Genomic DNA, 17,142 nt, shown 5'->3' with positions numbered 1-17,142 from the left:
GTATTAATACTGGGCTTGTGACTATTCGCCTGATCACGAATTCCCCCAAGATGACGTTAGAGAAATATATATAGATATACAGATTGCCAAATAGTATTTTGTGCGATATGACTAAGAATAATTACGTAGGAGCCTGAATTTTCTAATCAAGATACTAGTGCATTCAAAGAAGATTAATTCATAAAATAGACACCACCAAGGGCTTATGGTTGATTTTACAGTGGCTATCTGTACCTATAACGGAGAAAGCCGCATAGTAGATGTCTTAGAGAAATTGCGATCGCAAGTTGGGACAGAGGAAATTTCCTGGGAAATTCTGATTATTGACAACAATAGCACTGATAACACAGCCGAGGTAGTACAACAGCACCTATCTACTTGGAGTGAAATTTATCCTATTAAATATTGCTTTGAAGCCGAACAAGGACTCGCTTTTGCTCGAAGATGTGCTATCAAAGAAGCGAAAAGTGATTTAATCGGATTTCTAGATGATGATAATTTACCCTATTCTAACTGGGTAGCAGAGGCTTATAAATTTGGTCAAACTCATGAAAATGCTGGTGCTTATGGGGGACAAATTCATGGAAAGTTTGAAGTTGAACCCCCTCCAGGATTTGAAAGAATAGCCCGCTTTTTTGCAATTATAGAAAGCAAAAAAACTTATTGCTATAACGAAAAATATCAGTCAACTAAAAAAAGAATGTTTCCTCCAGGAGCAGGAATAGTCATTCGCAAACAAGCTTGGTTAGAAAGTATTCCTGAACATCCCGTATTGCCACAAACAAATGAAGATTTAGAGATGTTAAATTATATTTGGCAAAAAAATTGGCAACTATGGTTCAATGCTGAAATGGAATTAGATCATTTGATTCCTAAATCAAGGTTTGAGAAGGAATATTTAAGAAAATTTTTCCGTCAAAATGGAATATGTCGATATTATTATAGAATGCTGAATTATCAACCTTGGCAACAACCTATAATTAGTATTATGTATATGGTTAATGATTTCCGAAAAGCAATTTCTTTTTATATTAAAAATAGGAATATTTTAAAAAATGATGTTGTTGTAATTGGAGAAATGGAACTTCTTTTCAGTCTATCTCTGAGTTCTTTTTATCATTGGCAACAATCAGCTAATAGAAAAATAAAAGGCAGATAGTAAGAGAACTTCACAAAAGAGATGATCCTATCTTGTGGGATTGGCATACTATGGCTAACGCCACGCTACGCTATCGACAGACTCAGTACAAGTCCTGTCCGTCCTTCTATAGTGAAATTCAACCTACAAAAATTCTTAACCGACATAATCTAGAACTCCTATTTATTCTAATAATTCTTTGATAGCAGATTCAATTTGAGAAGTATCTTTAACAAATCGACAAAACGGAATATCTTTTGTCCATGTTTCATAGAAAGATTCATTCTTGTAATAAGCATTAGGTAGAAAAATATGAGGAATGCCTAAGAGAATGCAAAGAATATGTCCATGCAAACGATTTGTAATCACTAGTTTATGTTGCTGGAATTGATAAATTCCAGCAACATAAAACTCCATAAAAGTTTGTGCATAAAAGGATTATACATCTGATTAAATTTATCTGTATTAGCATAAAAATATTGCCATTTTTGCCGATATATCCACTCAACTGGAGTCATCAATCCCCTTTGCCAAACTTCTCTTACTACTTGTGTGGCGAAACGTTTTATGCCTCTGTAGCGAACTCCTAATACCCATTCAAAAGAAACCCAATCTTGTACGACTAAATTAGGCATTTTTACAGTATCTATCGAAAATTCTGGATTTAATTCTTTGTCTTTTCTACAGTGATAAAGAATTGATGATTTTGAGTTATCATTAGTAGATATACCTGGTAAATTTAGCAATTGAAAAGCCATATCGGGGGATTTAATAACTCGGCATTTATTAAAAGATTCCTCAGCAATTTTATAGCTACGATCATCACGGACAAATATAGTTAAATCAGGATGAGAATTAAAGATATTGGCTGTTTTTTGCATCTGATCTAAATTGCTAAATAAAATACTTTGTGGCAGAATAATAATTGGACGATCTTGATATTTAGCAATAATTTCCTCTCGAAACTTTTGATGATGAGGCCAAAGGTCTCCTAAATTACCTCCTCCATGAAGTAATATAGGTGCTTTACCAATTTTTTCTGCCATTACTGTTGGAGAAAAATCTGCAATGCTAGAGGCATATTTAATTTTTGTTTTTAGTACATCAGTTAGGTATATTACAGTACCTAGCCAGATCAAATGATCTCCCAAATTTAGATGATCAGGATAGTTCAGCAATGCACATGATTCAAAACTATCTAATTGGCCTAAAGCTTTGTGTAATTCTTCTTTAATTGACTGTGGTGTGGTATTTGTCATGACTACCTTCCTGTTTACAAATATAATATTTTTTCCAAACTTTAGATATTCAAAAATCAAGATTAATTATTCCCAGATGACATTCATTTAGCATTTGAAAAAATAAAAATTTAGGACTTACGCACTGTACAAACTTCACATGATATGTATGCACGAAATTGCCTAGTTGCAGGCTTTTGGAATAGTTTATTAATGCGGTGCGTCAGATAGAGAAAATCTGTTGTGTGCTAAATTATCGTGTCTGACGTGGTTGGTGAGCTTGCCGAACCACACCCTACAAGAGGTAAAATACATAATCCATATTTAATAGATTTTGTCAATGAGTAAGTCCTAAAATAAAATATTTTTGAAATGCATAATAATGAACTCATTAAGATACTTCAATAAAAACTCAAATTCACAAGCGGCTTTCTCTAATAGTAACATCTTAGAAATAAATTTCAGCAAGAAGAAATACATGGACACCGAGGAATATTACTAATATACTTAATATATACATACTAGAGATATTAGATGTCAATAGATCGGTGTAAGTAATGTTATCCAGTTTATTCAGTCCTGAAAATAATGGGGAAAATCAGTACAGCCGACTAATTATCGAGAATAGAGTCAATAATCTAGAAGCGTATTAAGACAAAAGATACTCTTTAAATCTTGAATTGAGAATTGCTGACGTGTTAACGTGGCTTTAAGTAAAACCCATAAAAATTATAAAGCTGAAAGGGATATTAACATAATATGGAAATTTTTCATAAGGGACTCAGAGAGTTATTATTTATTAATCAGTATTTGTCTAATCATAAAATCGGATTTGTCTCTATAGAAAGACCGATTCCTGAATGGTTTAAGAAATTCACTCAAGAGATTCCTAGTTATTCTGTAGGATTACAATTGCGACGTGAATATCGCCATATTTCAATGGGATTACAAGCTTTATCCCTCAAAGATGTTGATAGTATTTATGTTATGGAAATTTATAATCAACATCTTTTAACTCTGTTGCCTATGTTAGTATCAACAGGGAAACAAGTATTTTTAGGTATTCATGGTAATCAATTATTTGCCCAAGAAAATAAAATAAAATATTGGGGATTTATTTATTTGAAAAAATTTCTAGAATTTAATCCTAAATTCAAAGTGGTTCTTTTAGAATTAGATGACGATTATATCAGCGATAAGTTTAAATTTACCGCATCTTCTAAAATTGTTATTCCCCATCCTATAATCAGTGAAACTACTCCGAAATTCACACCAGGAAAAAGATTGAAACAAGACGAGAAAATCAAAATTGGCATTATAGGAATTATTCGCGAAGATAAGCCTATCAATAAGGTTTTAGAAAAAGTCAGATATTATGTATTGCAACATTCCCAGCAACTAGAATTAGTTATTGGTACACCGATTAATCAAAAACCCAAATATCTAGAAAATTGCTCAGATATTATTTTTATTGATACCACAAAAGACCAAGATTATTTGCAAGCATTACAACAATTAGATATTTTAGTTACTGATTTTGATCAAGAACGTTATTATTATCGAGCTAGTGGGGTGATAAGTGATGCAGGATCTTGTGGATGTTATATCATTGCCCCAAATTATCCCGTGATTAAGCATCAAATTACTTGGCCAGTTTCTATAGGTTCATCCTATTCTAGTTTAGATAATTTAGACCAAGTGATTGAGGAAGCAATTATTCATATTCGAGAAAAAGGTCAGGATAATCATTGGATTTGGCGAGAAAAAAGAAATGCAGAATATATTGCCCAATTACTCTTCTCCAACCTATAATTTTTCTGATAGATCCCCAATTTATCAAAGAAATCAGGGAACTGCTTAGTAACTGATTTAAAGTCTTCTTTCTACCATCAACATCCGTCGATAAGATAACCATCCACAACCTAACATAATCATTGCAAACACAAATAAAAACCAAAAATGTGATGTAATATCGCCAATTTTATCTCCATTAGCTGAAACTCCTAAGAGAGCTTCATTCATGTGATATATTGGATTATATTTGGCAATGTTTAACAGAGTTTGGGGAAATAAGGAAGTTGGTAAAAATGCCCCACCTAAAATTAATAAAGGTACTCCAAAAGCAGCTACCAAAGCATTAACATCTTCAATGCGTCGAGCTAATTGTGTACCTAAAATAAATCCTAAGCCAACATAAGCAATGATACTTAATAAAATGATGATAATTCCTAATAAAATGGAACCTTTAAATGTCGCACCCCAAAAAGCAGCTATGGTATAAACTAAAAGTGTTTGTCCGATACCAATGCAGCTATGAGCCAGAAAAATTCCTAAAAAGTAAGATGTGCCACTTAAGGGAGAAATAAACAAGCGTTTTAGGGTTTGCTGTTCTCGTTCTGCCACTACAGTAGCCACACTCCCACCTAAACAGCTAAAAAACAGTGCTGCACCTACCAAGCTTGAAGGTGCAGCATTTTCAAAAGCTACAGCCATTGTGAGTTTTGCCCGTTCTGCCAAAATAAATCCGTTGAGAATTAAGATAGAAATTGGAAAAATACTCCAAAAAATTAAGCTGCGTCTACGGCGCAATAGTTCAATTAATATGCGCTGAGTGACAGCTATAGTTTCACGCCAATATTTCATCTTGATTAGTTAATTTATAGTGAGTTAAGCAATTTTTTTAAGAGGGGCTAAATTCTTCAAAGTCCCCCTTTTTAAGAGGGATTTAGGGGGATCTACAAGTGTGAGATCCCACACGAAAAAGTTTTCAAATATTCTCTTAGATTTGATTGATGTATGCTAAATTGCCCCAACTTGAATTATATAATATGCCAAGTATTTTACACACCTAGTAGCCAATTATTAAATAATGTATTACACTGTCAAGTAATATTGTAATTTATGGCTGCAAATCGTGCGGGTTGATCTGCTGTCAGATCATAAAACTTGTTTTGATGAGTGCGTAACATGATCAATTTATCCAATTAACTCTTGACAATTTCTGAATTTCTGTCAGAATACATTCTTTGAGGCTGACTACAAAAATCTGCCCATTTATATTTTTGATTTTACTCCATTGTGCATCGTGAAAAGTTGATTACATAACCAATGAGCCAAATATTTAACTTACCAGAATCATCTACTATTTCTCGTCGTACACTGCTGAAGTTATTTGGCGTAAGTACTATTGTCGGAGCAACAGGATACTCACGTTTTAGTAAGCCAAAACCGTCTATTTTTCAGCCAGATACTCTCAATTTACCCAAGAGTTTAAATACTAATAAAAGCGTCGTGGTAATTGGAGGTGGGTTAGCAGGTTTAGCTTGTGCTTATGAATTGGTTCAGAGGGGATTTGCAGTTACACTTTTAGAAAAGTCTCCCCAACTGGGGGGTAAAATTGCTAGTTGGCAGATAAAAGCTGCTGGTGAAACTTTCATGATGGAACATGGGTTTCATGGCTTTTTCCCTCAGTATTATAACTTAAATGATGTTGTATCTGAACTGGGGGTTAAGGATAATTTTCAGTCATTAAACTATTATTCGGTTGTTTACCGAGGTTCCCAATATCAACCAGAAATTTTTCGCCCTAGTAGTTCTGCTTTTCCTTGGAATATTATAGATTTAGCGATCGCTTCTCCCAATCGCTTAAAATGGGGTATCAACCTCACTAAAATCAAGCATTTACAAGTCTTTCAGGCGATTACAGGTTTCCAGCGAGAAAAAAATTATCGGCGTTTTGATCATATTTCCGTTGCTGATTGGGTAAAAACAGAATTTCCCCAAGGTTTATATGATTTATATTTTTTACCTTTTGCCAAATCTAGTTTAAACGCACCTGATACCATGAGTGTAGGAGAACTGATGCAGTTCTTCCATTTTTACTTTTTTGGAAATCCTGAAGGACTGGCTTTTAATGGGACAAAAGACGATATGGGGACAAGTTTAGTCCAACCTATCGCTCAAGTAATTCAGCAGCAGGGTAAAATTATCACAGGTGCAACTGTGAGTGAAATAGTTGCTAATAACAATCAGATTGCAGAAATTAAATATTATGTGGGTAACAATAATAATAATGTGCCTTTTTGGGTAAAGCGCAACTCTATTGTCAGTGATAGTAAAATAGAATATTTTGGTGCGGCTGATGAAGTATTTGCTTGCTTAAATGGTAGTCAGGAAGCTATTTCTCTCACTTGCACCCATCAAGGATGTACTGTGCAAATAGCAGCAGATGGTCAATTTCATTGTCCTTGTCATGGTGCTGTATTTACATCTGAAGGTAAAGTAGTTAAAGGCCCTGCTCAAAGAGATTTATCTAAGTTTCAAGTTGTAGAAAGACAGGATGATAATTTGCAATTATTAGCAGTTAATCAAGAGTCATCATCACCAGAGATAATTACGGCTGATTATTATGTTTTAGCGACTGATGTACCGGGAGTACAACAACTATTTAAACGCATGACTGGGGATGTAGATCAAAAAGTGCGATCGCAAGTTGAGAAGCTGAGTATTGCTGATCCCTTTGCTGTGTGCCGTTTCTGGTTTGATCAGGACTTTGAATGGGAACATAGTAACTTTACTTCTTTATCTGGCTACCGATTAACTGACAGCATTACCCTTTATCACCGCATTCAAAAACAATTCATTGATTGGTCACAACGCACTGGTGGTAGTGTGGTAGAATTACACGCTTATTGTTACAAAGAAAAAGAGTTTCCTAACCAAGAAGCTTTATTAAATACTTTTGAACAAGAACTTTATGATATTGTTCCTGATTTAAAACAAGCAAAAGTGCTACATCAGGAATTAGTTAATCAACATAACTTCTCTGGATATCCACCTAATAGTTATGCAGATCGTCCAGAAAGTAGCACAAATGTGACTAACTTATTATTCGCTGGTGATTGGGTAAAAATGCCTTTTCCTTGTGGTTTAATGGAACGGGCTGTTAGTAGTGGTTTGCTGGCTGCAAATGAAATTTTACATCGTGAAGGTTTGCAGCGTCGGCCGCTTTTAACAGTAAATCCAGAGGGATTATTACAAATTTAATCAATAACTTCTGCACTTACTCAATACATTGCTTCTAATTTTAGAAAAATGAACGTTAATTATGGGTATTCTGCAAGTATTCACCTAAATTTAAACCAATCACACCGACAATTATTAAAAATATGGACATAGCTTTTACGACTGTGAAAGACTCACGAAACCAGACAATACCAATACTAGTAATTAAGATAGTACCAAATCCAGACCAAATGGCATAAACGATACTAACTTCAATTTTTCTGAGAGAAAGTGTCAAAAAAGTTAAACAAAGTCCATAGGATACAAATATTAAGATGGAAGGAATTATTTTAGTGAATTCTTCGGACAATTTCATACAAGTTGTGCCGCAGACTTCAAAAATAATTGCTATCATGAGATAAAGCCAACTGCTTAACATAGTTATTATAGATTGTTATTTTGCAGAATTAGGGTTATTTGATTATCTCTGGAAAATTCAAAAATTGCTATAAGTATAAAATCTAATGTCATTATTTTAATATATTTATGCCAGTTATACTGTACAGAATGATGACATCAATTGAATTATCAATCTTCATCTGTGTACCCTGTGGGAAGCAAGCTATATCTGCGTTTATCTGCGGTCAATTATTCTTGATATCTTATTCTATGCAACTTCATATATATCCAGTTTGTATAAAGTTTTCATTAACAGACTTCCAAATAAAAAAATATCCCAAAATTTCTTGTGGTGCAGGACGAAAATCCTGCTAATAATACAAGGACGGGCAGGACTTGTACTGAGCTTGTCGAAGTATGCCCATCCCACAAGATTGGATCATCTTTTTTGTGAATTTTTCTAAGACAATCTTTTGTCTAAAAAAATGGGAATTTTAATGATGAATTCTGAACCTTTGCCTGGATTAGATACACAGTAAAGTTGACCACCATGTTTTTCCACTACAATTTGATGGCTGATAGATAATCCTAATCCAGTTCCTTTACCTACAGGTTTAGTGGTAAAGAATGGATCAAATAAACGTTTTTGTATACCCTCCGGTATTCCCAAACCGTTATCAGCAATGCTAATCATTATTTGATTATCATCAGTTACTTCGCTACGAATAAAAATTTTGATATCTTTTTGAGTATTTTTATCACTGCCATTGGAAACTTTATAACTTTCAGATAAAGCATCAATAGCATTAGCTATTATATTCATAAATACCTGATTCATTTGCCCTGCATAGCACTCGACTAAAGGAAGTTTGCCATACTCTTTAATTACTGAAATTTCCGGACGATCAGGTTTAGCTTTTAAATTATGTTGGAGAATTGTTAATGTATTTTCAATACCTTCATGAATATCGACTAATTTAATTTCTGCTTGATCTAATCGAGAGAAATTACGTAAAGATAAAACAATTTCATTAATTCTGGTAGCACCAACTTTCATGGAAGATAATAATTTAGGCAAATCTTCCATAATAAATTCTATTTCAATCCCCTGCTTTTTTACTTGTGACACTACATCAGAGTAAGACTGTTCCTGTTGATAGCATTGCAGTATCTTGATCAGGTCTTGTACATATTCACTAGCATAGTTGAGATTGCCATAGATAAAATTCATGGGGTTATTAATTTCGTGGGCTATACCTGCTACCATTTGTCCCAAAGCAATCATTTTTTCATTTTGTAGTAATCGAGTATAGTTGTGCTGGAGGTCACGAAATCCTGCGTGTGCTGCTCTGGCTCGTTCTTTTTCTTTTTGTAATCTAGTCAGTGTGAGAGCCTGGATGTGGGATGAGGCTAACAGTAACTGATGGAAATCAAGGACTCCATACTGACAAGATTGATCTGTGACTAAAATTGGCTCATAGACGTTTTTAGAAGAGCGTTCTAATGCTATCTGGGTCGCTTCCATAATCAGCACATCTTCTGGTAAGACAGATATCTCTGGCTTCAGAAAATTGTATAGATATTCGATAGGACGACCAGCAAATAGCCCTAAACCATAGGGATGACTCATTTGCTCAAAAAACAGCCGTCGTGAAATCATGCCTATACATTGCTGATTTTTAGTCAAGATGATTCCAGGCAGTAAAGGCTCTTGCTCAAAAAGTTTAGCTAATGCATTTCCTGGATAATTTAGCTCGATTTGAACCGTCCAAACTGGTAGTTCTTGCAAGGTTGACTCTAGTTTTAGGTTCAATTCATCAGCATTTCTTATGCTATGCATAGCCAGCATTTTTACCATCCTTTGATGTAATATTGACCAATGATTTGTTGATGCTAGAAGCCCCCGGATTTATTGATGGAATCAATTGAAAATCTAAAATTGTCTGATGGTTACTAACATCCGCATTATTACTCCAGTTAGCATTCCCAAAACAGGCTTGTAAATCTTCTGACTACGCAAAATTATAATTTCGAGTTTTTTTAGCGGAATTTATGGTTTTTGCTTAATCAAATCAAGTAATTTTTAGTTAAGCTGCCTTATGCTTACGTTATGCTGTGCAAGGATGAGACGCTACGCGTAGATTTCGGCGATCGCTCAGTCGAATGCTGGATTTACGATAGGAAAGGTGATCGCACTCTCAAGATTGCAGACAATAATAGGGTTTGAGTGAAATATATATAGGAATAATTTAGTCTTGAGTTAAAGAACGAGTCAGATCCTAGCACCCAGCCTTTAAGTAAAAGTTAAGGATAAGTAGTCAAATTAGCTAAGGTGTCCTAAAAATTATCTATATAGCTAAGTAAGTCTGCATAATTGTAGCTATGCGAATCAAAATTAATAGGCTTTAAACTCTCTTCCCTTCTACCTGATCCTCAATGTTTTCAAGTTGGAATATTTAGTCTCATCGACTCTGAGTCTCAAAATCATTCTCCTATTGATGAGCAAAAAGCGGAAGGAACAAATGAGATACCCTAATTAAAATGTAAAATATGACGGTTGTATTATATGCCCGAATGTGATTGAGCGTTATACTTTGCCCGAAATGGGCAATCTTTGGAATGAAGCCTATAAGCTACAAACCTGGCTGCAAGTAGAAATTGCTGTTTGCGAGGCACAGGCTCAATTGGGTTATATTCCATCAGAAGCAGTTGCAGAGATTAAAGCCAAGGCGAATTTTGACCCCCAGCGGGTGCTAGAAATTGAGGCAGAAGTTCGCCATGATATGATCGCTTTTTTGACTAATGTCAATGAATATGTAGGTGAGGCGGGACGCTATATTCATTTGGGTTTAACTAGTTCAGATGTGCTAGATACGGCTTTGGCACTACAATTGGTTGCTAGTTTGGATCTGTTGTTGCAATGCTTGGAAGATTTAATTCAGGCAATTCGCCACAAGGCTAGAGAACACCGTTATACAGTCATGATTGGGCGATCGCATGGTATCCACGCTGAACCCATGACTTTTGGCTTTAAGTTAGCCGGTTGGTTAGCGGAAATGTTGCGACACCAAGAACGCTTACGAATTCTCCGGGGAACCATCGCTGTGGGTAAAATTTCCGGTGCGGTGGGAACTTATGCCAATATTGAACCGCGTGTAGAAGCGATCGCTTGTGAAAAACTTGGACTCAAACCCGATACTGCTTCCACACAAGTTATTTCCCGCGATATTCATGCCGATTATGTGCAGCAGTTAGCCTTAGTTGCCGCATCTATTGAACGCTTTGCTGTAGAAATCCGCAATCTCCAAAAAACCGACGTTTTGGAAGTTGAAGAATTCTTCGCCAAAGGTCAAAAAGGTTCCAGTGCAATGCCACACAAACGCAATCCCATTCGTTCCGAACGACTCACCGGGATGGCGCGATTAGTAAGAAGTCATGCAGGTGCAGCTTTAGAAAACGTCGCTTTATGGCACGAACGAGATATTTCTCACAGTTCCGTCGAACGGGTAGTTTTACCAGATGCCTGCATTTTGACTCACTTTATGCTGCATGAAATCACCGACTTGGTGACAAATCTACTGGTTTATCCCCAGAACATGGAACGGAATCTTAACTGCTACGGTGGTGTAGTTTTCAGCCAAAGAGTTTTACTAACTTTGATCAACAAAGGACTCAACCGCGAAGAAGCTTATGCGATCGTCCAACAAAGCGCCCACACAGCTTGGAACAAACCAGAAGGTAATTTCCGCGATTTGATTAGCAAAGATCCCCGTGTCACCGAAAAGCTGTCACCAACAGAAATAGATGCCTGTTTTGACCCACAACAGCATCTCAGACATTTAGATCAGGTTTATCAACGATTGGGTATTTAAATTTCAGGATTCAGGAGTCGAACTAGAAGGGAAAAACCACGCTTCTAATATTATCTCTAACCAGGTAATAATTTTGACTCCTGGATTTTTGACATTGAAACCTCAAACTCTCATTCTCTCTGTGTCTCTGCGCCTCTGCGTGACAGAAATCATCCCCCATTTATGCAAAGTTAGAGATTTGGAGTATTTTCTAGCCTGAATACTCGTCTAAACCTTAAAATTGCTCCTAAAATCTACACAAATATGATAAGTATGAATTATAACTGTATATATATAATATCAAAAATGCATCTACTATGTACAGACTAGTTAATATCAGTGTTGTACAACAATTATTCTCAATAAGACTAAATATTCACAACTCTCTTCTGCTCCTTTATTCATAATAGGGATATTCCAATGATTGAAATTCTCGCCACGCTTTCTGCTGCTGCCGCTGCTGGATTGAGAATAGGTACGCCCTTGCTCATCATTGGGTTGTTACAAGGCAGCAACCTCTGGTCTCAAGTTCCGCTGTTATCACGTATTTCACCTTATGTATTAATCTGCTTACTCACTAGTTGGTCACTATTTGAGCTATTTGCCTCCAAAAGGCTAAGTGGGCAAAGAATAGTACAACAGATTCAGTTATTTTTGTCTCCCATAGTAGGGGCAATTATGGGGTTAGCCGTTGCCTCAGCAACAGCAATGCCAAGCTGGATAATTGCTTGTATTGGTGGTTCCTTGGCTTTGGTACTCCAACTAGTTCAATTAGGTTGGTTTTATCGCTTGCGTGGCTTGCCGTTGTGGGCAGTTTTTCTTCAAGATATGTTGTGTGTTCTACTGGTACTGTTTGCCGTTGATGCTCCCTGGCAAGGAGGATTAATTGCCTTAATCCTTCTCTGGTTTGCAATTCATAGTGCTAAACAGTGGTATCAGTGGTACTGGCAAAATCGTCGTCTGTAGTCAGACAATTTTAGATTTTAGATTTTGGATTTTCCATTAATTTCATGGATAAATCTGGGGGCTTGTAGCATCAAGGAATTATTGATCAATTTTAGGTTTTAGAATTTTTGTAGGTTGGGTTGAGGAACGAAACCCAACATTTGCAAGCATTTGTTGGGTTTCACTATCGTTCAACCCAACCTACGCGATTTCATTTTTTTGAGCTTAACCGACAAGTATTGAGTTCCGGGGGATTTTAGTCTATTGTGTGAATAATTAAAATTTCTACCTTGCTATTTTTACAAAAGTCCGATCGCGTGTAGTAAGCCTTGACCAGTAATCAACTCGATAATCAAAGCAATGAAACCTAGCATGGCAATTCGACCATTCCAGACTTCGGCGCTGGTTGTTAAACCCCATTCCCAACGTTCTTGAGGGTACATTTTCACCCTTTTTTTCATCTGGGTGACTTGTGATAATTTGAGGCTAGGTTTTTCCAGTGACTCAATTACCAAATCTGCTAGTGCTTTAATAAATACCGGATGCGTATTGGGAGCAGCGGCACGACGGAAGTTGTGAATTCCGGCTTCTTCGGCTATTTCCCGATATTCAATATCAATTTCTTGCAGTGTCTCGATGTGTTCTGAGACAAAACTGATAGGTACAACGACTAAATCTTTGACACCTGCTGCACCTAGTTCTTTGAGCGCATCTTCAGTATAAGGTTGCAGCCATTCCACGGGACCGACACGACTTTGATAAGCTAAGGTGTGGGCATTGGGGCGATTTAGGGTTTGCATTATCAACTGAGTACATTCCTCAATCTCTTGTTGATAAGGATCACCTGCTTCGATAACATAGCTTTTAGGAACGCCGTGGGCGCTAAAAAAGATATGCACTTGATCAGGATCAGGGTATTGATTGAGTTGCTGAATTATCAATTCCGCCATTGCTTGCAGGTAGCCTGGTTGTTTGTACCAGGAAGGAATGACGGTGTATTCCAGCGGTTGCAGTTTTGGGTTTTCGCGCCACAGTTGTTCTAAGAGTCGGAAACTGGAACCACTAGTACTGATAGAAAATTGGGGGTAAAGTGGTAAAATCACCAGACTTTCAATGTTGTCTTGAGACAGTTGTGCGATCGCTTCTTCTGTATATGGATGCCAATAACGCATTCCCACATAAATATTCGCTTCTTTCCCCAAAGCATTTAGTTGTGCTTTCAGTGCTTCCCCTTGTTCTTCTGTGATCCGCCGCAATGGAGAACCACCACCGATATACTTATAATTTTCTTGAGATGTTTTAGTTCGTCGTGTAGCAATAAACCAAGCCAAAGGTTTTTGCATCCAGCGAAAGGGTAGACGAATAATTTCAGGATCAGAAAACAGATTGTATAAAAACGGCCCGACATCTTCTAATTTATCGGGGCCTCCGAGATTGAGTAATAATACGCCTACACGACCCATAGCAGTTACTTTCCCCCAACCTTTCAGATTTTTTACTAATGTTAACAATATATCTTTAATTAAATATAAAGCTTTATCGGTAGGAAAGATGCAATGGCAACTATTTTAAGAGACTGGAGTTATCGCTATCAATGGTTATATGATGGCATATCGCGTTTAGCAGCCTTAAGTGTGGGTGGTGAACGTCGTTTCCGCCAACTCGCTTTACAAGGTTTAACACTAAACTCAGATACTCAAATTCTAGATTTATGTTGTGGTAGTGGTCAAACAACAGAATTTTTGGTGAAATTATCACAAAATGTTACAGGGCTAGATGCTTCTCCATTATCTTTGCAACGGGCGCGGAGAAATGTGCCGAATGCTGCTTATGTGGAAGCTTTTGCAGAAAATATGCCTTTTGTAGATAATTTATTTGATGTCATTCATACCAGTGCCGCTTTACACGAAATGCAGCCTGAACAATTGCGAAAAATCATTCAAGAGGTTTATCGGGTTTTAAAGCCAGGGGGTGTATTTACATTAGTAGATTTTCACCCACCGACAAATCCCATATTTTGGACTGGTTTATCGGTGTTTTTCTGGTTATTTGAAACGGAGACTGCTTGGGAGTTATTAAAAACTGATTTACCTGCTTTGTTAAGAGAAAATGGGTTTGAGGTAAGTGTACCAAGTTTATATGCTGGTGGTAGTTTGCAGGTTATACAAGCACGGAAATTGAGTTAGGAACAGAGAACATAAAACACAGGTATCTAAAAAGTGTTGAGGAATAAATTTATCACCTATTTGGTATTATTCCTCGTCTTTATCTATTTTATTTGTCCTTTGTGTTGATATTTTGTTGTTGGACAATCTCGCTAATTTCTTCCAAACTTAAATTTAAAACTTGTGCGATTTGTTCTCTAGTTAAACCCAATGCTATCAACCCAGGAACTGCGTCTAATTTAACTTTGCGTTCACCTACTTCTATTCCTTCTTCCTTTCCCTCTTCTTTTGCTTCTTGATAAAATCGGGTTTGTTTTAACTCACTTAATCCAAACATGGCTTCTATTTCCTCCCTATTCATTCTTGGAAACTTGTAAATTAAAATAGTCTCGATGATTTGTAATACTTGTTGCTGTTGAAATTGAGAATCTATCTCTTGTTTAGTTCTGGTGATTAATTCTCTAGCTTGGGTAATGGAGTTATCTTCGTTAGCGATGATTAGTTTTATTGTAGCAATACCAATGGGTAAAGATGTTGTTTCTCCTAATTCATCAAGATAAATAACTCTGACTCGTTGGCTGGTGAAGAATTCTTGATAATGCTGAATATCTCTTGTATCTATGCTGCGGTTTGGATAGATAACTACCACACTCCAGTGATTTTTGGGGTTGTTTTGGCGGATGTAAAGAAATATTTCGCTAAAAAGTCTATTGTAGAGATCCTTATCTGATTGAAATTGTACTTCTAAAAAGTAGATGGGGTTATCTGTATTTTGGTTAGGTAAGAAAACTCCATCTATTCTAAAAGCTGTTTGTTTAATTTCAACTGATGAAAATTGATAAAGTTCCGCTAGTTGGGGAGAGTTACCAATCAGTTCAAAAAATATACCGGGTACTTCTTGAAATAATCGGTAAAATATGCTGTCTGTTTTCATTTTAACAAGTTTAGGACTTACTCATTGACAAAAATTTAGTGAACTCAGAAGGGTTTATCAAGGATTTCTAACTCGAAAATATCCATTTCTGTACCACTAGCAGAAATATTATCAATTACCGGAGTACATAAACCTTGATCAACAAGATAAACTGCTAATTCATTTTCCCCATCGTCACAAAACTGCACTTCAATTCCCATAGCTTGAGAAATCCAATTTGCGTTATTAAAATATTGTTGAACTGAAAAACCTTCTGCTGGATAGCTACGATACCAAAATTTTATTGTATCATTCCATCTATAACCTTCCGCTCTAAACAAATCCCTAATTATGTAAGTACCGTTGCTACCTTGCCCAAGTTGATTACAAACTTTAACATTAATATACCGTGGATTTCCTACACCAACCAAAGGTTGGTAATCTGACCAATTTAATACAGAAATTTCTGTTCTGCTGTTTAATTCTTCAAGGAAAGGTGATGAATTTTTACTTTCTGTGACAATAAATAAAGTTTCAACTGCACGAGTTAAAGCAACATAAAATAAACGGCGTTCTTCATCTACTACACGCTCAATGCTATCACCAAACACACGGGTAAACATTAAATCAGGATGTATCAATGGATAACAACGAGAAACAGCATCAAGTATTATAACTACATCTTTTTGAAGACCTTTAGATTTGTGAGCAGTTAATATAGTTACGACTTCTCTTGATTCTTCAGGAAGGTATGAGCGCACTAGTTCTAAAAAACTATCAAGTGTACCATTTTTATATTTACTCTTTTGATTTTTATAATTCACATACCAAGGTAAACTATTTTTTCGACTGAGTAATACTACTTTTTTACCTTCTTTAATAGTCTTGTTAATTAGACGTAAAATAGCAGGTGTTATATTGTCTCCAGGATAATTTTCTTGCTCTGTGGAAGTTGGTTCAAAGATAGACATATCAGCAATATTAACTATTCCTGAAATCTTTTTATCAGCGCGAGCAGGAGTACCCAACCCTTGCATTAACTTGTCACCAATACCAACAATAGAATAAGCTGAACGGTAATTTGTAGCTATATGTAATTGCTGTGATGGTTGAAAAAGTTGGTGAAAATTCTGATAAAATCGGAGGTCAGAACCAGCAAACCCATTTATTGCTTGCCAGTCATCACCAACACAGAAAAATAGTGCTTGAGGATTGTGCTTTCTGATGGCTTCTATTAGATTATAGAATAGTTCCGAAAAGTCTTGATATTCATCAATCATGATGTATCTGAGACTCTTTAAATCACCAGTTTTTGATTTACGGCGAAATATGGTTTTTCCTGATGTAACTACTTCTACAGATTTCTGCATTAGTCCATCAAAATCTTCTTCACCTTTATCCTCAAGACATCTTAAATAGGATTTATAAAATCTATATGCTAAATCCAAAAATTGTTCTTCAATCTTACTCACACATTCGTGTTTATAAC

The 17,142-nt window shown here is 36.0% G+C and carries 14 protein-coding genes; 6 read left to right on the top strand and 8 right to left on the bottom strand.

What is annotated here, in order from left to right; genetic code table 11:
• Nucleotides 1-205 precede the first annotated feature (205 nt).
• On the top strand, nucleotides 206-1,159 hold the full coding sequence (hpsE, locus tag ACSQ6I_RS12815; protein WP_438890703.1) for a hormogonium polysaccharide biosynthesis glycosyltransferase HpsE: 954 nt from the start codon (nucleotides 206-208) through the stop codon (nucleotides 1,157-1,159).
• 162 nt (nucleotides 1,160-1,321) lie between these two features.
• Here the strand turns inward: hpsE and ACSQ6I_RS12810 are convergent, their stop codons facing one another.
• Together ACSQ6I_RS12810 and ACSQ6I_RS12805 are read right to left on the bottom strand one after the other, a co-directional pair.
• Entirely contained in the window at nucleotides 1,322-1,507 is a 186-nt protein-coding gene (locus ACSQ6I_RS12810) for a polysaccharide pyruvyl transferase family protein (protein WP_438890702.1), read from the bottom strand.
• Entirely contained in the window at nucleotides 1,507-2,457 is a 951-nt protein-coding gene (locus ACSQ6I_RS12805) for a polysaccharide pyruvyl transferase family protein (protein WP_438890701.1), read from the bottom strand. Before ACSQ6I_RS12805 ends, ACSQ6I_RS12810 begins: the two co-directional genes overlap by 1 nt.
• A 678-nt stretch (nucleotides 2,458-3,135) precedes the next feature.
• Here ACSQ6I_RS12805 and ACSQ6I_RS12800 point away from each other — a divergent pair.
• Nucleotides 3,136-4,188 carry a glycosyltransferase family 1 protein gene (locus tag ACSQ6I_RS12800; protein ID WP_438890700.1) on the top strand — a complete coding sequence of 351 codons (1,053 nt, stop codon included), beginning with the start codon at nucleotides 3,136-3,138 and terminating at the stop codon, nucleotides 4,186-4,188.
• A 57-nt stretch (nucleotides 4,189-4,245) separates the two neighbouring features.
• Here ACSQ6I_RS12800 and ACSQ6I_RS12795 read toward each other — a convergent pair whose 3' ends face one another.
• On the bottom strand, nucleotides 4,246-5,019 hold the full coding sequence (locus ACSQ6I_RS12795) for an ABC transporter permease (protein ID WP_438890699.1): 774 nt from the start codon (nucleotides 5,017-5,019) through the stop codon (nucleotides 4,246-4,248).
• A 465-nt stretch (nucleotides 5,020-5,484) separates the two neighbouring features.
• Here ACSQ6I_RS12795 and ACSQ6I_RS12790 point away from each other — a divergent pair, with 465 nt between their 5' ends.
• Nucleotides 5,485-7,422 carry an FAD-dependent oxidoreductase gene (locus ACSQ6I_RS12790; RefSeq protein ID WP_438890698.1) on the top strand — a complete coding sequence of 646 codons (1,938 nt, stop codon included), beginning with the start codon at nucleotides 5,485-5,487 and terminating at the stop codon, nucleotides 7,420-7,422.
• Nucleotides 7,423-7,477: 55 nt separating this feature from the next.
• On the opposite strand, the gene ACSQ6I_RS12785 is transcribed toward ACSQ6I_RS12790, so the two are convergent.
• Both ACSQ6I_RS12785 and ACSQ6I_RS12780 read right to left on the bottom strand, forming a co-directional pair.
• Complete coding sequence (locus tag ACSQ6I_RS12785) at nucleotides 7,478-7,819, bottom strand: DMT family transporter (protein WP_438890697.1); 342 nt, start codon at nucleotides 7,817-7,819, stop codon at nucleotides 7,478-7,480.
• Between the two features lie 420 nt (nucleotides 7,820-8,239).
• A complete protein-coding gene (locus tag ACSQ6I_RS12780) occupies nucleotides 8,240-9,628 on the bottom strand; it encodes an ATP-binding protein (protein WP_438890696.1) in 1,389 nt (462 codons plus the stop codon).
• A gap of 727 nt (nucleotides 9,629-10,355) precedes the next feature.
• On the opposite strand from ACSQ6I_RS12780, the gene purB reads away from it, so the two are divergent.
• Both purB and ACSQ6I_RS12770 read left to right on the top strand, forming a co-directional pair.
• Nucleotides 10,356-11,651 carry an adenylosuccinate lyase gene (gene purB, locus ACSQ6I_RS12775; protein WP_438890695.1) on the top strand — a complete coding sequence of 432 codons (1,296 nt, stop codon included), beginning with the start codon at nucleotides 10,356-10,358 and terminating at the stop codon, nucleotides 11,649-11,651.
• Between the two features lie 399 nt (nucleotides 11,652-12,050).
• Complete coding sequence (locus tag ACSQ6I_RS12770) at nucleotides 12,051-12,596, top strand: DUF4126 domain-containing protein (protein ID WP_015216663.1); 546 nt, start codon at nucleotides 12,051-12,053, stop codon at nucleotides 12,594-12,596.
• A gap of 278 nt (nucleotides 12,597-12,874) precedes the next feature.
• On the opposite strand, the gene hemH is transcribed toward ACSQ6I_RS12770, so the two are convergent.
• Complete coding sequence (hemH, locus tag ACSQ6I_RS12765) at nucleotides 12,875-14,038, bottom strand: ferrochelatase (protein ID WP_015216662.1); 1,164 nt, start codon at nucleotides 14,036-14,038, stop codon at nucleotides 12,875-12,877.
• 93 nt (nucleotides 14,039-14,131) lie between these two features.
• Here hemH and ACSQ6I_RS12760 point away from each other — a divergent pair, with 93 nt between their 5' ends.
• Nucleotides 14,132-14,761: a class I SAM-dependent methyltransferase gene (locus ACSQ6I_RS12760; protein WP_438890694.1), complete on the top strand. Its 630-nt coding sequence runs from the start codon at nucleotides 14,132-14,134 to the stop codon at nucleotides 14,759-14,761.
• 88 nt (nucleotides 14,762-14,849) lie between these two features.
• Here ACSQ6I_RS12760 and ACSQ6I_RS12755 read toward each other — a convergent pair whose 3' ends face one another.
• Both ACSQ6I_RS12755 and ACSQ6I_RS12750 read right to left on the bottom strand, forming a co-directional pair.
• Nucleotides 14,850-15,674, bottom strand: a complete 825-nt coding sequence (locus ACSQ6I_RS12755; protein ID WP_438890693.1) for an Rpn family recombination-promoting nuclease/putative transposase — start codon at nucleotides 15,672-15,674, stop codon at nucleotides 14,850-14,852.
• A gap of 44 nt (nucleotides 15,675-15,718) precedes the next feature.
• Nucleotides 15,719-17,142: 3'-5' exonuclease (locus tag ACSQ6I_RS12750; protein WP_438890692.1), on the bottom strand; the 1,424-nt coding region annotated here is incomplete at its 5' end.

Source organism: Anabaena sp. WFMT, from assembly GCF_051781005.1.
Classification (GTDB): domain Bacteria; phylum Cyanobacteriota; class Cyanobacteriia; order Cyanobacteriales; family Nostocaceae; genus Anabaena.
The sequence above is the reverse complement of the archived record's forward strand: the minus strand, read 5'-3'. Positions and strand labels throughout refer to the sequence as shown.